The 15,991-nt window shown below is 67.9% G+C and carries 16 protein-coding genes; 5 read left to right on the top strand and 11 right to left on the bottom strand.

Annotated features, from left to right (window positions below):
* Positions 1 to 172 precede the first annotated feature (172 nt).
* Positions 173 to 5,842, bottom strand: a complete 5,670-nt coding sequence (locus GH266_RS06170) for an apolipoprotein A-IV repeat region-like domain-containing protein (RefSeq protein ID WP_158193116.1) — start codon at positions 5,840 to 5,842, stop codon at positions 173 to 175.
* 83 nt (positions 5,843 to 5,925) lie between these two features.
* Here GH266_RS06170 and GH266_RS23240 point away from each other — a divergent pair, with 83 nt between their 5' ends.
* The 3 genes from GH266_RS23240 to GH266_RS06155 all read left to right on the top strand — a co-directional run bounded on the left by GH266_RS23240 (position 5,926) and on the right by GH266_RS06155 (position 7,488).
* Positions 5,926 to 6,414: a hypothetical protein gene (locus tag GH266_RS23240; RefSeq protein WP_199270661.1), complete on the top strand. Its 489-nt coding sequence runs from the start codon at positions 5,926 to 5,928 to the stop codon at positions 6,412 to 6,414.
* Between the two features lie 266 nt (positions 6,415 to 6,680).
* Positions 6,681 to 7,061, top strand: a complete 381-nt coding sequence (locus GH266_RS06160; RefSeq protein ID WP_158193115.1) for an Hpt domain-containing protein — start codon at positions 6,681 to 6,683, stop codon at positions 7,059 to 7,061.
* A 106-nt stretch (positions 7,062 to 7,167) separates the two neighbouring features.
* Positions 7,168 to 7,488, top strand: coding sequence for a 2Fe-2S iron-sulfur cluster-binding protein (locus GH266_RS06155; protein ID WP_158193114.1), 321 nt, complete (start codon positions 7,168 to 7,170; stop codon positions 7,486 to 7,488).
* 74 nt (positions 7,489 to 7,562) lie between these two features.
* On the opposite strand, the gene GH266_RS06150 is transcribed toward GH266_RS06155, so the two are convergent.
* The 3 genes from GH266_RS06150 to GH266_RS06140 all read right to left on the bottom strand — a co-directional run bounded on the left by GH266_RS06150 (position 7,563) and on the right by GH266_RS06140 (position 11,401).
* Positions 7,563 to 8,444: an AraC family transcriptional regulator gene (locus tag GH266_RS06150; protein WP_158193113.1), complete on the bottom strand. Its 882-nt coding sequence runs from the start codon at positions 8,442 to 8,444 to the stop codon at positions 7,563 to 7,565.
* 228 nt (positions 8,445 to 8,672) lie between these two features.
* Positions 8,673 to 9,971, bottom strand: a complete 1,299-nt coding sequence (locus GH266_RS06145; RefSeq protein WP_209001555.1) for an MFS transporter — start codon at positions 9,969 to 9,971, stop codon at positions 8,673 to 8,675.
* Positions 9,972 to 10,198: 227 nt separating this feature from the next.
* A complete protein-coding gene (locus tag GH266_RS06140; RefSeq protein WP_158193112.1) occupies positions 10,199 to 11,401 on the bottom strand; it encodes an MFS transporter in 1,203 nt (400 codons plus the stop codon).
* Between the two features lie 77 nt (positions 11,402 to 11,478).
* Between GH266_RS06140 and GH266_RS06135 the strand changes: the two genes are divergently transcribed.
* Positions 11,479 to 12,444 (top strand): AraC family transcriptional regulator, encoded by a 966-nt coding sequence (locus tag GH266_RS06135; protein WP_158193111.1) that lies wholly within the window; start codon positions 11,479 to 11,481, stop codon positions 12,442 to 12,444.
* A gap of 10 nt (positions 12,445 to 12,454) precedes the next feature.
* Positions 12,455 to 12,874, top strand: a complete 420-nt coding sequence (locus GH266_RS06130) for a DUF2267 domain-containing protein (protein WP_158193110.1) — start codon at positions 12,455 to 12,457, stop codon at positions 12,872 to 12,874.
* Between the two features lie 4 nt (positions 12,875 to 12,878).
* On the opposite strand, the gene GH266_RS06125 is transcribed toward GH266_RS06130, so the two are convergent.
* From GH266_RS06125 to GH266_RS06100, 7 genes are all read right to left on the bottom strand, one after another.
* A complete protein-coding gene (locus GH266_RS06125) occupies positions 12,879 to 13,691 on the bottom strand; it encodes a transglutaminase-like domain-containing protein (protein WP_158193109.1) in 813 nt (270 codons plus the stop codon).
* A gap of 448 nt (positions 13,692 to 14,139) precedes the next feature.
* Positions 14,140 to 14,415, bottom strand: a complete 276-nt coding sequence (locus GH266_RS06120; RefSeq protein WP_158193108.1) for a DUF1488 family protein — start codon at positions 14,413 to 14,415, stop codon at positions 14,140 to 14,142.
* Positions 14,406 to 14,720 carry a hypothetical protein gene (locus GH266_RS06115; protein WP_199270454.1) on the bottom strand — a complete coding sequence of 105 codons (315 nt, stop codon included), beginning with the start codon at positions 14,718 to 14,720 and terminating at the stop codon, positions 14,406 to 14,408. The genes GH266_RS06120 and GH266_RS06115 overlap by 10 nt, the downstream gene beginning before the upstream one ends.
* Positions 14,721 to 14,742: 22 nt before the next feature.
* A complete protein-coding gene (locus GH266_RS06110; RefSeq protein WP_158193107.1) occupies positions 14,743 to 15,000 on the bottom strand; it encodes a hypothetical protein in 258 nt (85 codons plus the stop codon).
* Between the two features lie 31 nt (positions 15,001 to 15,031).
* On the bottom strand, positions 15,032 to 15,175 hold the full coding sequence (locus GH266_RS23235) for a hypothetical protein (RefSeq protein WP_199270453.1): 144 nt from the start codon (positions 15,173 to 15,175) through the stop codon (positions 15,032 to 15,034).
* A complete protein-coding gene (locus tag GH266_RS06105; RefSeq protein ID WP_158193106.1) occupies positions 15,153 to 15,470 on the bottom strand; it encodes a hypothetical protein in 318 nt (105 codons plus the stop codon). The genes GH266_RS23235 and GH266_RS06105 overlap by 23 nt, the downstream gene beginning before the upstream one ends.
* On the bottom strand, positions 15,467 to 15,727 hold the full coding sequence (locus tag GH266_RS06100) for a hypothetical protein (protein ID WP_158193105.1): 261 nt from the start codon (positions 15,725 to 15,727) through the stop codon (positions 15,467 to 15,469). The genes GH266_RS06105 and GH266_RS06100 overlap by 4 nt, the downstream gene beginning before the upstream one ends.
* Positions 15,728 to 15,991 lie beyond the last annotated feature (264 nt).

Raw genomic sequence — 15,991 nt, 5'->3', positions numbered from 1 at the left:
CGTTCGTCACACCGGGCAAGGCGCTTCGCGCCCTCCGGGAAGACGCGGGAGAGGTTGTGCCCCACCCCCCAAACGACAAACGCGGCCCCGAGGGACCGCGTTCGCCTTGTCGTGAAACCGTGACTGCGAAGGGCAGGGCGGCCCGGCCGCCCCGCTGGCTCGCCCGCTTCGATCAGTCGAGCCGGCCGCTGGCATGCGCCAGCATGGTGTAGACCTTGCCCGTATCCGACGTCAGGTAGGTCTGGCTCATGATGTTGTCGCGGTCGTTGCGGGCGACCTGGGACAGCAGCTGCTCGAAATCGGCGAGGTAGCGGTCGACCGCCGAGCGGAACTCGGCATCGCGCGCATACTTCTGACGGATCTCGTCGAAGGTCTGCTGACCCTGCAGGGTGTAGAGGCGGCGCGTGAAGACGTGCCTCTCGCCCTGCTTGTAGCGGTCCCACAGGTCGATGAACGTCTCGTGGTCGATCGCGCGGGCAATGTCGATCGACAGCGAGTTCAGCGACTCGACCATCTGCAGCGGCGAACGGCCCTGCGGCTCGTCACCGGCCGGGGCCTCGTCCTGCGAGGCGCGGCGGAGCAGGTCGGAGACCCAGCCCTTGCTCTGGCCGCCGCTGCGCGGGGCCTCGGCCTGCTGCGGGGCCTGCTGTTTCGGCGCGTCGAAGTCGCTCAGCGTCTTGCGGCGCAGCTCGCCGCGGAGCTCTCCGCCGCGTGCGGAGGCCGCAGGCTGCTGCTGGCGCGGGGCCGCCGGCTCCGGAGCCGGGGCCTGGCGGGCCGGTGCTGCAGCCGCCGCGACATTGGCGAGCGTTCCGGTCGCTGCACGCTCACCGGCGCGCGAGGTGTCCAGCACGTTCGACTGGCGGGCGACGATTTCCGACAGCTCGGTCAGCGCGCGAACCTGCTCGCTGACGATCTTGCGCAGGGCCGAGGCGGACTGCTCCGCCTCTTCCGGCAGGTCGAGAATGCCGCGCTTGAGTTCGGCGCGGGTCTTCTCCAGCTCGCGGTGCACGTCGCGGGCGACGTCGCGCATGCGGGTCGTCGCCTCGGTGAAGCGCTCGGACGCGTCCGACAGGGTCTTCGACATTTCGGCGACGATGTCGTCCTGGGCGGCACGCACGGCCTCGCGGGCCTTCTGGCCTTCCAGGCCTGCCGACAGGCGCATCGACTCGAACTGCTCGCTCACCGATGCGGTTGCCGCCTCGGCCGCGGCCGTCAGCATGCTGGTCACCTCGCGGCTCTTCTGGTCGGCGCCGGTGAGGGCCGATTCGAGCTGCTTGGAGAAGGTGCGCATCAGACTGTCGACCGCCTCGGTCTTGGCGAGCAGCGTGTCCGCCACTTCCTCGATGGCGGTCTTGCGCTCGCCGACGCGGGCGTCGACCTCGCGGTTGGTCTCGTCCAGGTGCTGCGCCGCCTCGCTGAGCATGCGGCCATGGTCTTCCAGACGGCTGGCCAGCGAGGAGATGTCGGAGAGAACCTCCTGCGAGACCTGCTTGAGCACCGAGGTCTGGGCGTCGAGCGATCCGGCCGAGGCCGTGGTCTCGCTGAGCGCCCGGTCGATGGCCGTGCGGAACTCGCCGGCGCTGCGCGACAGGGACGTCTCCACCTTGCCGAGATTGTCGCCGGCATTGGCGACGACGTCGCTGAGCAGGGCGTTGGACTCGGTCAGGCGGTCCAGCAGCGCGGTGATGTCGCTCTCCAGCTGCGTCTTGGTGCTGCCGAGCACCTCCGCGGCCGAAGCGCTGCGCTCGTCCAGCGTCGCGACCAGCGCGTCGCCGGCTTCCACCAGCTTGCGGGTGGCGTCGAGGCCGGTGCGGGCGAAGTTGTCGGTGACGTCGCGGCCCTTGACGGTGATCGCCTCCAGGATCGCGTCGTGGATCTCCGACACGCGCGAGGTGAGGGCATGCGCCCGCTCCTCGATGGCGTTGACCATGGCGTTGCCGTCCGTGCCGAGCAGCTGCGACAGCGTGCCGGCGCGCTCGTCCAGCGCCTGGTTGAGCGCATCCGCGCGGGACACCAGGTCCTCGGCGACCGCGTTGCCGCGCTCGGCCAGCAGGTCGGCCGCAGCGCGCACGGCGCCGGCCACCTGCGAGCGGACGCTGTCCGCCTCGCCGGAGACGGTGTTGCGGATCTCCTCGACCGTGCGGGCCAGCACCATGCGGGCCTGCTCGCTCTCTGCCGACAGGGTGCCTGCGACATCGGCGACGGTGCGGGTCAGGTCCTCGCGGACCTTGTCGCTCTCGCTGCCGAGGGCGCCGCTCATCTCGCCGAGCGTGCCGACGAACAGGGTGCGGGCCTTCTCGCTTTCCGCAGCCAGCGAACGGGCGGCTTCACCGACCGCCGACAGCAGCAGCTCGCGCAGGCGCTCGCTCTCGCTCGACAGGTTGCCGGTGGCGCCGGTGAGCGATGCGACGATGGCCTCTGCGGCCTTCTCGCTCTCGCTCTGCAGGGCGCCGCGGGCCTCGCCGACCGAGCCGAGGACGATCTGGCGCAGACGCGCCCCTTCGCCTTCCAGCTTGGTGGTCGCCTCGTCCAGCGTGGTCTCGATGATCTCCTTGAGCTTGCTGCTTTCGCCCGAAAGCGTGCCGCTCAGGCGATCCACCGTGCCGCCGGCCTCGATGACGACCTCGGAGAGGGTCTCGCGGGCGCGCTCGGTCTCGCTGGTCAGCGTGCCGGTGATCGCGGCAAGGCGCTCGGCCAGCATCCGCTCCAGCTCGGCAGAGCGGCTGTCCAGCGTCTCGGCAACCTCGAACACCTTGGAGCCGAGCGACACGTTGATCTCCGCGATGCGGTCGGACAGCGTGTCGGTAAGGTCCTGGCTCTGGCGCGACAGCACTTCGCCGGCATCGGTGAGGCGCTGGTCGAGCGACTTCGACATCTCGGTCTGGCCGTCGACGAAGGCGGCGGCGATCTCGCGGGTCCGGGCGATCAGCGTCTCGCTGATCTGGCGGGCACGCGCATCCAGCGCCTGGTCGATGCGCTCGGTGCCGAGCGACATGGTGTTGGCCAGGTGTTCGGCCTTGTCGGACATGGCGTTGGCCGCCTGCTCGACCTTGGAGCCGATGGAGCCCTCGAAGGTGACGAGGTGCTGCTCGATCGCCTCGCCGATCAGGCGCGAACGCTCCGACAGGCTGGTGCCGATTTCCTCGGCGCGGCTGCCCAGCGTCTCGCCGACCTGGTCGACCTTGTCGGACAGCTGCAGGGTGATCGCCTGCGAGCGGTCTTCCAGAAGGTCGGACAGGGCGACGGTGCGCTCGTTGAGCGTCTTCTCGAACTGGCCGGTGCGCGCGTCGAGCGTCGTCGACAGGCGCTCGATGCCGCCGGCGAGGGTCTGGTCGAAGCCGCTGATCCGGGTGTCGAGCGCTTCCGCCATGGTGGAGGCGCGCAGGTCCAGCGTGGAGCTCAGCGTCTCGATCCCGCCGGTGAGCGTCTGGTCGAAGCCGCTGATCCGGGTGTCGAGCGCTTCCGCCATGGTGGAGGCGCGCAGGTCCAGCGTGGAGCTCAGCGTCTCGATGCCGCCGGACAGGGTCCGGTCGAAGCCCTCGATCCGGGTGTCGAGCGCTTCCGCCATGGTCGAGGCACGCAGGTCCAGCGTCGAGTTCAGCGACTCGATGCGGCCGTCGAGCGTTTCGCCCAGCTCGCTGGTGCGCCGCTCGAACGAGGCGACCAGCTCGGTGCCGCGCTCGCCGATCAGGTGCTCCATCTGCTCAAGATGGCTGCCGAGCCCGCTCTGCAGGCTGGTGCCGCGCTCGTCCAGGGTCTGGCTGAGGCGGTCGCCGATGGAGGTCAGCTCGCCGGCAACGCGCTCGCCGCGCGATCCGATGAGATGGGCGAGCTCCGTGCCGGTCTCCGACAGGGTGCGGGCGAAGTCGCTGGTATGCATCGACAGCGAGGTGCCGAGCGTCGCGGAGGCCTCGTCGAGCGCCGCGCGGAAGGCGCGGGTCTGCCCGTCGATGAGCTTGGCCATCTCCTGGCTGCGGGTCTCCAGGCGGTGGTCCAAAGCCTCGCCGTTGACGGAGATGGCTTCGTGGATCTTGTCGCCGACGGAGCCGAGGCGGTCGGCCAGCTCGGTGCCGCGCACCGTGATCGTCTCGGTGAGGCTGCCGGCCGTCTCGTCCAGCTTGGACGCGATCTCGCCGCCGCGCAGCGACAGGTCGACGACGATGGACTCGCCGGTGCCGCGCAGGATTTCCGCCACTTCGTTGGTGCGCGAGGACAGGGTCTCGACGATCTCGGCGCCCTTGACGGAGATCGTGTCGGTGACCTCCTGGCCGCGCAGCGAGATGCTCTCGACCACCCGGTCGCCGGTCTCGGCGAGCGAGGCGTCGAGGCCGGTGACGCGGCTGTCGAGCGTCGACAGCAGGTTCTCGGTGCGGGTGGTGATCGTGTCGATCAGCTTGCCGCTGGTCAGCGACAGGCTGGCGGTGATCTCCTCGCCGCGCTGGGTGATGGTGTCGCCGACGGTCTGGCCGGTGGAGGTGAGGGCCTCGGTGATCTCGTGGCCGCGCATCGACAGGGTGTCGACGATGGACGCGCCGGTGCTCGCCAGCGTGTCGTTGATCTCCGTGCCGCGGCTGTCCAGCGTCTCGAAGAGGTTGGACGAGGTTTCCGCCAGGCGGTCGTTGATCTCGCCGCCGCGCAGCGACAGGGTCTCGACGAACTCGGTCGCGGTCGCCGCGAAGCGGTCGTTGATCTCGCCGCCGCGCGTCTCCAGCGTTTCGGCGAATTCGCGGCCCGTGCGGCTCATGCTGTCGACCAGCGTCTCGCCGGTGCCGGTGAGGCGGGCGACATAGCTCTCGCCATGCGAGGCGAGGTTCTCGATCAGCTCGCCGCCGGCGGTGCTGAACGTGTCGGTGATCTCGCGCACGCGGCCGTCGACGGTCGCGTTGAACTCGCTCACGCGCGCCTCGATGGCGCCGGTGAGGCGGTCGGTGGCGGTGTCGGTGATCTCGCCGATCTTCTCGGAGGTGGCCTGCAGCTGCGCCGCCAGGCTCTCATGCGCGCCGGTGATGCTGTCGCGGACGCGGTCGGCGTTGGAAACCACCGCCTCGCGCTGGGTGACCAGCTCGTCGATCAGCGCGCGGATCTTCAGCTCGTTGTCGTTGTAGGAGCGCTCCAGCGAGGAGACCTCGTTGTGCACCAGCACTTCCAGCTCGCTGGCGCGGGCGATGGCGCGCTCGATGCCGTCGCCCATGGCGGCGACTTCGCGGCGGATGGCCTGGCCGACGCTGAGAATGGACTCCTTGGCGACGTCCTCGGGCTCGGCGAGGCGCAGGGCGACCTCGGTCATGCCGCGGGCGACGATGCGCATTTCCTGGGCGCGGAAGATCATCAGGGCCATGGCCCAGAAGAACAGCACCGGCACGACGACGGCGACCGACAGCAGGATGAGCGAGGGCGAGGACGCGATGTCGCCGGCGCTCTGGACGCTGGACAGTTCGGTGCTGAAGATGGCGGAGGCCAGCCACCAGCCGACGGCCACCCAGACGACGCTGAGGGCGAGGGCAAACCAGAACGGGGCCGAGCTCGGCCGCCGCTGCAGGGCATAGATGAGGTTGCCGATGGTCCGGCGGTCGTCATTGGCCGCCGATGTCGGCCGTCCGCCGCCGCGACCGCGCTTGGCGGGCGCGCGCTGGCTGTCGGAGGTGGTAGAGGTCGCGGCAAGGTCGCCGGAGCGCTCGCGGTCGCTGCGCTCGGAGCTTGCCGGTCCCGCGCTCGCGGTCTCGGACCCGCTGCCGCTGGCCTTGTCGCTTTCGTCCAGGTCGCCGAAATCGATCTTCAGCGCCTCCTCGACAGCCGACAGGGCAGCCTCGGCGGGATCCTTCGCCTTCGGGGGATGTGCCATATCTAACTCGCCTCGCGTCCGTACTCGTTACACATCGGGTGCCGCGGCGCAAAACACGTCGCCGCAAGACCTTGCACGGCTTCATGGATTCGGCGATGCGCCTGAATCGCTTCTGGAAGAGGACTGCTGTTCGCGCCGCCGACCGGCCTCTGGTCGCTGGGCGCGGCTCTCCCAAACTTGCCGCACACCTAAAGCTAATGACACAATCTGCCGAGGCGAACAACAATTTGCAGAGTCATGACAAGGAGATGAGGGGGATGGCGAGGGCAGCGGCAAGGGGAGGACGCGGATCCTCCACAGGAAGCGATGATGCACGCAGTGCGCCTGACAGGGGCGGCCGGGCGCCGTCCGCAGTGCAGGCCGCGTGGCTCGCCAGGGGGCTCGATCAGGCCGGCGGCAAGCTGCCGCTTTTCGATGCGGACGGACGCCGCGTTGCGGAAAAGACCATCCGCGCCTGCATAGCCGCAGGATGGGCAGAGCCTTGGTTTTGCAACCCGATCAAGCCCGACTGGCTCGTCTGCCGGCTGACGGAGGCCGGCCGGGCGGTGGCCGAGAACGCGCTGGAAAGCTGAGGCTGAGGGCGGCGGGCTGCGCGTCTCCGGCCTGTCGCGATTGCGGCGCTTCGGGGCGATGCGGGGCGGCAAGGCCGGGCCCGGCCGGCGCCTGGTCGCAGCCTGAGTGTTTACGCGCGTTAACCAAGGATTCACTTTGTTGGCCGGGCCGGTGGAAATCGCCGGCATGCTTAACCCGGTTTTCGCGCCTTTTGACGATCCTGGATGGCAGATCCATGCGCGAGCGCTCCCGCGAGCCTCGTCCAGCCACAGGAGGTGCTGCCGTCATGCAGGCAATAGCGAGACAGTCCGATGCCGACGCCCGGCATGCCGACCCCGAGCCCGGGACGCATGCCCCGGTCGACCTGGTTCACCTGACCCGCCACACGCTCGGCAATCGCGACCTGGAGCGCGAGGTGCTGCGGCTTTTCGCCGTCCAGGCGCGGATGCTGGTGGCCCGCATGCAGGATGCGCAGGACGAGGCCGTGCTGCGGCGCCTGCTGCACACGCTGCTGGGATCCGCCAAGGGGATCGGTGCCTGGAGCGTTGCCGGAGCGGCAGAACGGCAGCAGGCGGCGCTCGACGAGGGCGCGCCGGCCGACCTGCCGGTGCTGGCCGGCACCGTCGAGGAGGCCGAGGCCTTCATCGAGGCATTGCTGCGCGATTGAGCGGCGGCGGCTTTGATCTGCGGCAGGATGCTTGACGTTTCGGCGCGATTGGTTATGTCGAAGGCGAGATATTCCCGTGCCATTCCAGCGCCGAGACCAGCCGCCAATGCCCAAGATCACCTATATCGCCGCCGACGGTGCCGAAACTGTCGTGGATGCTCCCGTCGGTTCCACCGTGATGGAAAACGCCATCAAGCACATGGTGTCGGGGATCGAGGCGGAGTGCGGCGGCGCCTGCGCCTGCGCCACCTGCCATGTCTACGTGGACGATGCCTGGACCGGCGTCACCGGCTCGCCCGAGCCGATGGAAGAGGACATGCTGGACTTCGCCTATGACGTCCAGCCGAGCTCGCGCCTGTCCTGCCAGATCAAGGTGACCGACGCGATGGACGGCCTCGTCGTCCGCATTCCCGAGCGCCAGGCCTGACGAAAGGGCCGGGTGCTCGCGCGCCCGGCCCCTCGTCTTCTCTTTCGCGCTTTTCTTTGCGCCTTGCGCGCCCCTCAGCCTTTCAGGGGCAGGCAGACGGCTGTCAGAAGATCCGCCTGCGGCGTCTCGCGCGGATTGTTGAGATATTCCTCCATCGTCGGCCTGTCGTCCGGTTCCTCGCCGCTCTGCGGCAGCCAGGCCGAGAACAGCCTGTCCCAGGTCACGTGCAGGTCCGCATAAGGGCCCTTGTGGATCGCGACCGCGTAGCGCCCGGCCGGCATCTCCCGCAGTTCCAGCCCCGCGGGCAGGTCGCCCGCGAACCCGTCCCCGAAACCATCCGGCAGGGTGATGGCGGCAAACGAGTTCAGCTCCCGCGCGGGCACCGAGTTCGGGTCGTCGTAATACAGCCCGATCATCCGCATCGAGGGGCCGAGCAGGCCCGCCCCGCCGGCGAAGGCGAAGGTCTTCTCGAAGGTGCTGCCGATCTCGATATACGGCCCCTTGTGGGCGATGCCGGCAAGGCGCAGCGTGTCCATGTCCTCGATCCGGACCTGAAGGTTTTCCATGACGGTCTCGTCTCCCTGTTGCGTCTGGTAGCACAGCACCGGGTCGCGGGGCAGGGCGCGGAAGGCCGCCGGCGGGATGCCGTAATGGGCGGCGAACGCCCGTGTGAAGGCCTCCGTGCTGGCGTAGCCGGCGCGCCGCGCGATGCGGGGCACGGGCAACGCCTCCCCCACCAGTTCCGCCGCTGCCCGGTGCAGGCGATAGCGCCTGACCGTCTGGGCGATGGTCTCGCCCGTCTGGGTCCGGTAGATCCGGTGGAAATGGAAGGGAGAGAAGCAGGCGATCTCCGCCAGCCTCGCCACATCCAGCGGCGTATCGAGATGGCGGGCGATGTGGTCGACCACGCGGGCGATGCGCTGGGCGTAGTCGAGGCCGGTCGAGGGGCGTTGCATGTCTGTCCGATCCCGGTTGGTGCAGGGACGAGTGCTACAGGATGCCGCCTGACAGAACTTGCGCATTTGCCGGCCGCCAGATCACCACCAGATCACCCTGTCGCAGCCGGCGGGGTCTTTGCAACAAAACGGCCTTTGCAAACGAAACACCCTTGCACAACGAAACGGCCGGGCACCTGGCCCGGCCGTTCTGTCGTTTCTCGCCGGCGCAATGCCGCCGGATGAGGGTTACTCCGCGGGAGCTGCCGCCGGCTTGCGCCAGAAGAACACCACCTCGTTGCCTTCGACCGGCGCGTCGGGCACCAGCCGCGACAGCACCAGGCTGACGCAGGCCATGGCCGCGCCGATCAGGAAGACGGCGGCCGGCGAGACCAGCCAGATCAGGCCGAACAGCGCCGGGATGAACACCGCGGCGATGTGGTTGATGGTGAAGGCGACGCCGGCGGTCGGGGCGATGTCGGCCGGGTCGGCGATCTTCTGGAAATAGGTCTTCATGGCGATGGCGATCGCGAAGAAGGCGTGGTCGATCACGTAGAGCGCGCCGGCCAGATGGGCGTTGGTGACGAAGGCATAGGTCGTGAACACCCCGATCAGGCCGATATACTCGATCGTCAGCGCGGTCTTCTCGCCGACCTTGCCGATCCAGGCGCCGATCTTCGGCGCCAGCAGCATGTTTACCACGCCGTTCAGCAGGAACAGCCCGGCGACCTCGTGCACATCGTAGCCGAAGCGCTCGACCATCAGGAAGCCGGCGAAGACGGTGAAGATCTGCCGGCGGGCGCCGCCCATAAAGGTGAGGGCGTAGTAGAGCCAGTAGCGCTTGCGCAGCACCAGCTGCTTGCGCTGCGGCACGCCCTCGCGGAACTGCGGGAAGGCGACGACGAGGAACGCCAGCACCACCAGCGTCAGCAGGCCGGCGACCAGGAAGACGGTGGTGAAGCTCAGCTCGAACGTCTTCCAGGCGACGAAGATCAACCCGTAGGCGACGAGCTGCGCGGCCGCGCCGACGGACAGGATCTTGCCCATGCCGGCCGCCGCCCGTTCCTTCGGCAGCCACTGCAGCGACAGCGACTGGTTCATCGTCTCGTAGTAGTGGAAGCCCACCGACATCACGAGCGTGGTCAGGTAGAAGCCCCAGATCGTCGGGAAATAGCCGGTCGCGGCGACGCCGATGCCGAGCAGGCCGAGCGACAGATAGGCCAGCGTCTGCTCGCGCAGGAACAGCAGCAGGTAGATCGCGGTGAAGGCGAGCAGGCCGGGGATCTCGCGGATCGACTGCTGGATGCCGATCTCGCGGCCCGTGAAGCCGAGTTCATGAACCGCGAAATTGTTCATGAGGTTCCACCAGGCGGCGAAGGACAGCTGCATCGCCGCCGCCATGATCATCAGCAGGATCAGCGGCGATCGCCAGCCGGTGCCGGTCGGCGCTCCGCCGGCCGGCCTCGTGCCGGGAATGGCGGCGCCCGCTTCCGCGGCGGCGAAGGCCGGAACAGGGTCCGGCGGGGTGTTGGGGGCAGGCTCTCGCATCGCAGGTATCCGCAAGACATGAGGAAAGAAGGAGGGACCGGGACCCGGCAACGGTCCGGTCCGCAAGCGCGGGCCGACAGGATGCCGGCCCCTGTTGTCCTTCCTTACCGCGAGCTGCGGCTTGCGTGTTATCGCTATTTTGTCAATTTATGTTCTTGAGACGCCAGGCGCCTGCCGCACGATTGCGCGGCAGGCGTTTGGCTCAAGGCCCAAGCTCAGTCTGAGGCTCAGGCCCGGGCGGGGACCCTTGCGGTCTGGACCCCGGCCAGCACGGTCAGGGTCGCAAGCACCAGCACCGCGCCGCTGGTGAGAAAGACGCTCACCACGCCGCTGAGATCCAGCACCAGCCCGCCGACGGCGGCCCCGGCGGCGATTGCCAGGTTGATGGCGGCGACGAGCAGCCCGCCGGCGCTTTCCGCTTCGTCCGCGACCGCCCGCGAGACCCAGGCCGACCAGGCGACCGGCACGGTGCCGAAGGCCAGCCCCCACACGGTGATGATGACGAGCGCGGAGGGGAACGAGGCACCCAGGTTGGTCAGCAGGTAGGCCAGCGCCGAGATGGCCAGCGGCGCCAGCGCCAGCGTCAGCCGCAGCGACCGGGCCACCAGCAGGCTGCCGAGGTAGTTGCCGAGGAAGTTGGCGATGCCGAAGGCCAGCAGCGTTGCCGAGATCGCCGTCACGCCGATGCCGGTCACCGTCTCAAGGAACGGCCGGATATAGGTGAACAGCGACATGTGGCCGGCGAAGACCAGCAGCACCGCCAGCATCGCCAGCGCGATATGCCGGCGCGACATCAGTTCCACCAGCGTCGACAGGCGGGACCGGCCGCGCGGCGGCAGAGCCGGGAGCGTCGCCAGTTGCACCGCGAGCACGGCGACCCCGAGGCCGGCCGCACCGGCAAAGACGTAGCGCCAGCCGAGCAGATCGCCGAGATAGCTGCCGACGGGCGCGGCGAAGATCGTGGCGGCCGAGACGCCGGACACCATGATCGACAGGGCCTTGGGCACGCTCGCCTCCGGCACCAGGCGCATGACCACGGCGGTGGACAGCGACCAGAAGCCGCCGAGCGCTGCGCCCAGCAGCAGCCGGCCGGCCAGCAGCACCTCGACGCTGCCGGCGAAGGCGACGACGAGATTGGACAGGATCAGCAGCACCGAAAAGCCGGCAAGCACGGTGCGCCGGTCGATCCGGTGGGTGAGGGCGGCGACGAGCAGGCTGGCGACCACGCCCATTGCGGCCGTTGCCGTCACGGCCTGGCCGGCCAGCCCCTCGGTGATGCCGAGGTCCTCGGCCATCGGCGTCAGCAGGCTGGCGGGCAGGAATTCCGCCCCGACAAGGCTGAAGACGCCGAGGCTCATGGCGAACACGGCAGACCATGCGGGCACGGTCGAGGCCGCCGGCGCGCCGGCGGAGAGGTTTCTGTCAGTCATCTGTGTGATCCACACTTGGTGAGAGTTGACCACAAGATGGCTGGAATTGCCGGACGATCCATGACACAATTTCCGTCATGCTTGATCGATCGTCCGAAATTGATGGTTCCTCCGGCCCCGACCCCGTCAGCGAACTGCTGATGGGCATGCGGCTGCGCGGTGCCAGCTACAGCAAGATGCGGTTTTCCCCGCCCTTCGGTATCGGCTTTGCCGAGGCGCGGGAAGCCCGGTTCCATTTCGTTGCCGCCGGTCAGGCCGTTCTCAAGACGCCCTCCGGCACGATGGTTCCCGTCTCCTGCGGCGATGCCCTGCTGCTGCCGCGCGGGGACGCGCATGCCATCGCCTCCGGTCCCGGCGTCGGCATCCGCCCGTTCGACAGTTTCGAATCGGTGCCGCTGTGTCCGGACATCTACTGCGTCGATGCGCTGCAGGAGCAGCAGTGCCGTTCGCGCGATGTGCTGGTGTTTTCCGCCCGCATGCAGCTCGAGCTCGACACGCTGCATCCCCTGATCGAGCTGATGCCCGATTTCCTGCTGGTCAGCGCCCCGTGCGGGCAGCAGCCCGAGGTGCGGCCGCTGCTGGATGCGATGGAGCGCGAGATGACCGCGAGCAGGGCGGGATCGGCGAGCATCCTGGCGCGGCTGGCCGAGGTGGTGGCCGTGTCGGTGATCCGCAACTGGGTCGAGTGCGGGTGCGGCGATGCCACGGGCTGGGTCGCGGCCTTGCGCGACGAGCGGCTCGGCCGGGTGCTGGTGGCGCTGCACCGCGATCCCGGGCGAAACTGGACGCTTGCGGACATGGCCGCGACGATGGGCAGCTCGCGCTCGGTCTTCGCCGAGCGTTTCGCCGCGGCCACCGGCACCACGCCTCTGCGCTATGTCGCCGCCTTGCGGATGCGTCTTGCCGCGCAGTGGCTGACCCGCGACCGGGTGCCGGTCGAGGAGATCGCCCATCGTCTGGGATATCAGTCGCAGGCGGCCTTCAGCCGGGCCTACAAGCGCATTGCCGGAATGCCGCCCGGCCAGGCCAGAAAGGCGTGGTAAGAGAGCTGCCATGCCGATGCCGCCGGACTACCAGCATGCCGCGGCCGATTTCGACCGGTTGCTCGAGATCGCGCGCGACAATGCCGGGCTCGCCACCCGCAACCAGACCTACACGATGGTCCAGGGTGTTTTTATCGTCTTTCGGCGCCGGCTGGCGCTTGCCGATGCGATCCGCTTCTCGCAGGTCCTGCCGGCGCTCGCCCGTGCCCTGTTCGTCGCCGACTGGGACGTCGAGGCGCCGCCGCGTCCCTTCGAGGATCGCGAGACCCTGACCCGCGAGGTGCAGGCCCTGCGCCGGCATCACAATTTCGCACCCGACACCTGCATCCGCGATGTCGCGCGGGCGCTGCGCGCCTGCTGCGACGAGGCCGAGCTCGACCGGGTTTTGGCGGGCCTTTCGCGCGAGGCGAGGGCATTCCGGCAGGGGTGAGCGGCTATGCCGGGACCCGGTCCTCGTAGGCCCAGACCCGGAATTCCTTCAGCACATGCGGGCCGAAGGAGTTGATCAGCGGAATGTCCGCGGCATCCCTGCCTCTTGCCACGACGATGCGGCCGATCCGGGGCGTGTTGTTGCGCGGGTCGAACGTGTGCCATTCCCCGTCCAGGAAGACCTCGATCCAGGCGCTGAAGTCCATGGGATCGACCACCGGCACGCCGATGTCGCCGAGATATCCGTTCACATAGCGGGCAGGAATATTCAGGCAGCGGCAGAATGTCAGGGCGAGATGGGCGAAGTCGCGGCACACGCCGACGCGCTCGTTGAAGGCCTCGAAGGCGGTTCGCGTGGCCCTGGCCTGCATGTAGTCGAACTGCAGGTGCTGGTGGACGTAGTCGCAGATCGCCTGCACCCGCTGCCATCCCGGCGGCAGCGACCCGAACAGGTCCCACGCCGTCTGGCTCAGATGGTCGGTTTCGCAGTAGCGGCTGCCCATCAGGAAGACGAGACAGCCGTCGGGCAGGTCCTCGACCGGCATCTCGCGGGCGCCGAGCCGGATGCTGTCCGTGCGGCCGCTGTCTGCGACCGTTGCATCGCTGCGGATGGTGAACTCGCCGCTTGGTGCCATCATCCTGCGGCACCGGTTGCCGAAAAGGTCGCGATAAAGGGCCGTCGGCACGGCGGGAGAGGTGTCGAAGGTCTCCGCAGACCGGATGTCGGCGGTGCGCGCGTCCTCGATGGACATCAGGCAGACCAGCGCGGTCGGTTGCTGGCATTCCAGCCTGATCTCGTAGCCGCAGCGAATGAGCATGTTCGGGATCGCTCCCTCCATTAGGTCGTGAACTCATGATTCTGGCGAGAAACGGTCTGCGCGAACCTGATCGGATACAAGGAGCAAGTCCGCAGGAAACCGTCCGGTTTTCAAGGTGTTGCGACGCTGTTGCCGGCAGGTTTGCGCAGACCCGAAGGGCGTCGGCCCGACTTCGATCTGCGGCGTCGGACCGCTCGGCCGGGGGACTTGCCCCGGCCATCACGCTCCTCCTGGCATATCATTGCCGGGCCAGACGCCGTTTCCGGCACAATTATGAGTCCACGACCTAGTGTGGTGAATTTGAAATACGCCTCATTTTGCGGCAACCGTCGGAGCGTATTTCAAATTCGAAAACCACACTAGAAACATAAACATGCTAGTCACCCTTTTGAATCTGAAGTTCGTACAGAGCTTGCTGCCAAATGTGACGAACTTCAGATTCGGGTGACTAGCGGAAGTCGGAGGCGTTCAGCGTGTAGGAGGACCGGCGACGGTTGCCATGGATCTCCCGCGCGACGTCGTGGATGGCGGGCCTCAGCCGGTCGAAGGCCGAAAGGCAGTCGTCCTGCGAAGCATCGAGCGGGCGGGCCGCTTTGCTCGCCTTCACCAGGGCGTCGGCTTCGATGAAGAAGGGCACCTCGAAGACGCCGTCGTGACCGACGAAGCGCACGCCCTTGCGGCCCTCATCGAAGCTGCGGCTGGGATTTGGGAAGTTCAATGCCATGACAGGCCTCCCGTCTTGCGCCAGGCTGACAGCAGGAAGGCGGAGAGCCTGTTCTGCGGCGTTTCCCGCCGGGTGCTCCGGCGCAGCCTGCGCTCGGAATTGCGATTGTTGAGGAACAGCATGCCGTCGGTGGCGTCCATGCGGCTCAGGCCGGTCATGTCGCTGCCGTCGGAGGAGGCGGGCACGCCGGTATAGACGTGGTAGATCGTCCAGGTCCGGTCCTGTTCGATCCGCCGGCCGAACTGTTCGTCCATCCGGCTGCGGCAAGCGGCGCCGCCTTCGTTTTCCCAGACGCTGATCGCCATGCGGCCTGTGTCGTGCCCTGGGTCATGCCTGATGGTGCTCATGGCTGTCGGCCTCTGTGGTCTCGCGCCCGGTGGTGAAAAGGGCGGAATGGAGGGGCGCGCCGGCGGCATCGGTGATCGTGACGCCGTCGGGGCGCTGGGGCATGTCGAGGCTGGCCAGCAGGCGTGCTGCAAGCGCGATCGCATCGTCCCGGTCCACGGCCTCGGCCATCTCGCAGCCGACGATGGCATGCGCGCCGTCCGCTTCGCGGACCCGGAAGAACCTGATGACGATCTTCATCGCCGCGTCTCGCAGGCAGGCCGCCGGTTCGTCAGCTCTTGCCCTTCTGGCGCGGGGCGGCCTCCATGGCGGAGAGCTTGACCCGGTTGGCGAAGGGGACTTCGGGTTTCGCCTCCGCCTTCACCTGCTTGGGCTTGCGGATCTCCCGGGTGCTACGCTTTTGTCCTTTGGCCATATCCAAATGTCCTTTCCATCAAGGTTGCCTGTGCGCCGGAGCCCGACGCATCGAGCGGCTCCAGTTCGTCCTGCATCGCCACGCGCTCGTGGTTCTCTTCGGCGCTGCGGATGCGGTATTGGGGGGCGCCTGCCTCGACGGGCATGACGCCGGTAATGCGGTAGATATCGCCCTTGGTGGCCTGCCTGCCCCTCGTGCTCCTCAGGCGGACGTCCTGTCCGATCGTCAGCAGGTGCTGCCCCTGTTCGGCGGCGGGCGGGCCGGCTCTGCGCCGGGTGAAGAGTGTTGCGGTCATCTGAAAGGGTCCTTTTCTGTAACGGCGTCGATCTCGGCCGGGTCGATCGGCACCAACTGCCGTATCGCTGCCCGCACGCCGATTGCCGGCAAGTGGATGAAGGTGCCGACCCGTCTCCAGGCGATCCAGGAAAGTCCCTCGATCAACTCGTCCTCCCGGTCCACCTGGTAGTCGCCCGGCGGCTGTGGCTCGACGACGTCGGACACAAGGAAGGATGTCTGGAAATGGACGACGGTTTGCGTGGTGCGCGTGGTCATGGGAACGACCTCAACGGGCCTGGAATGCAATCCCGGCTTCTTCCGGGTCGGGCCAGGCGATCCGGGAACGGTCGTCGTGATTTTTCTGGTGGTGCCGCTGCGATGAGCCCGATGGCTATCGTTTTTTGCCGGGCATCTTTTGAATTGCGAAATCCATCATGCTGCCGAATTGAGTTTCAATCAAGGCTGGATCGTATTTTTCTGAGATTTTCTGACTTTTTATTTTGAGGCCTGAAATATTTTTGCCGGCCGTTCCGCGTTTTT

Origin of the sequence: Stappia indica (assembly GCF_009789575.1) — a bacterium.
GTDB lineage: Bacteria > Pseudomonadota > Alphaproteobacteria > Rhizobiales > Stappiaceae > Stappia > Stappia indica_A.
Note: the sequence above shows the minus strand (reverse complement) of the source record. Positions and strands in the feature narration are given on the sequence as shown.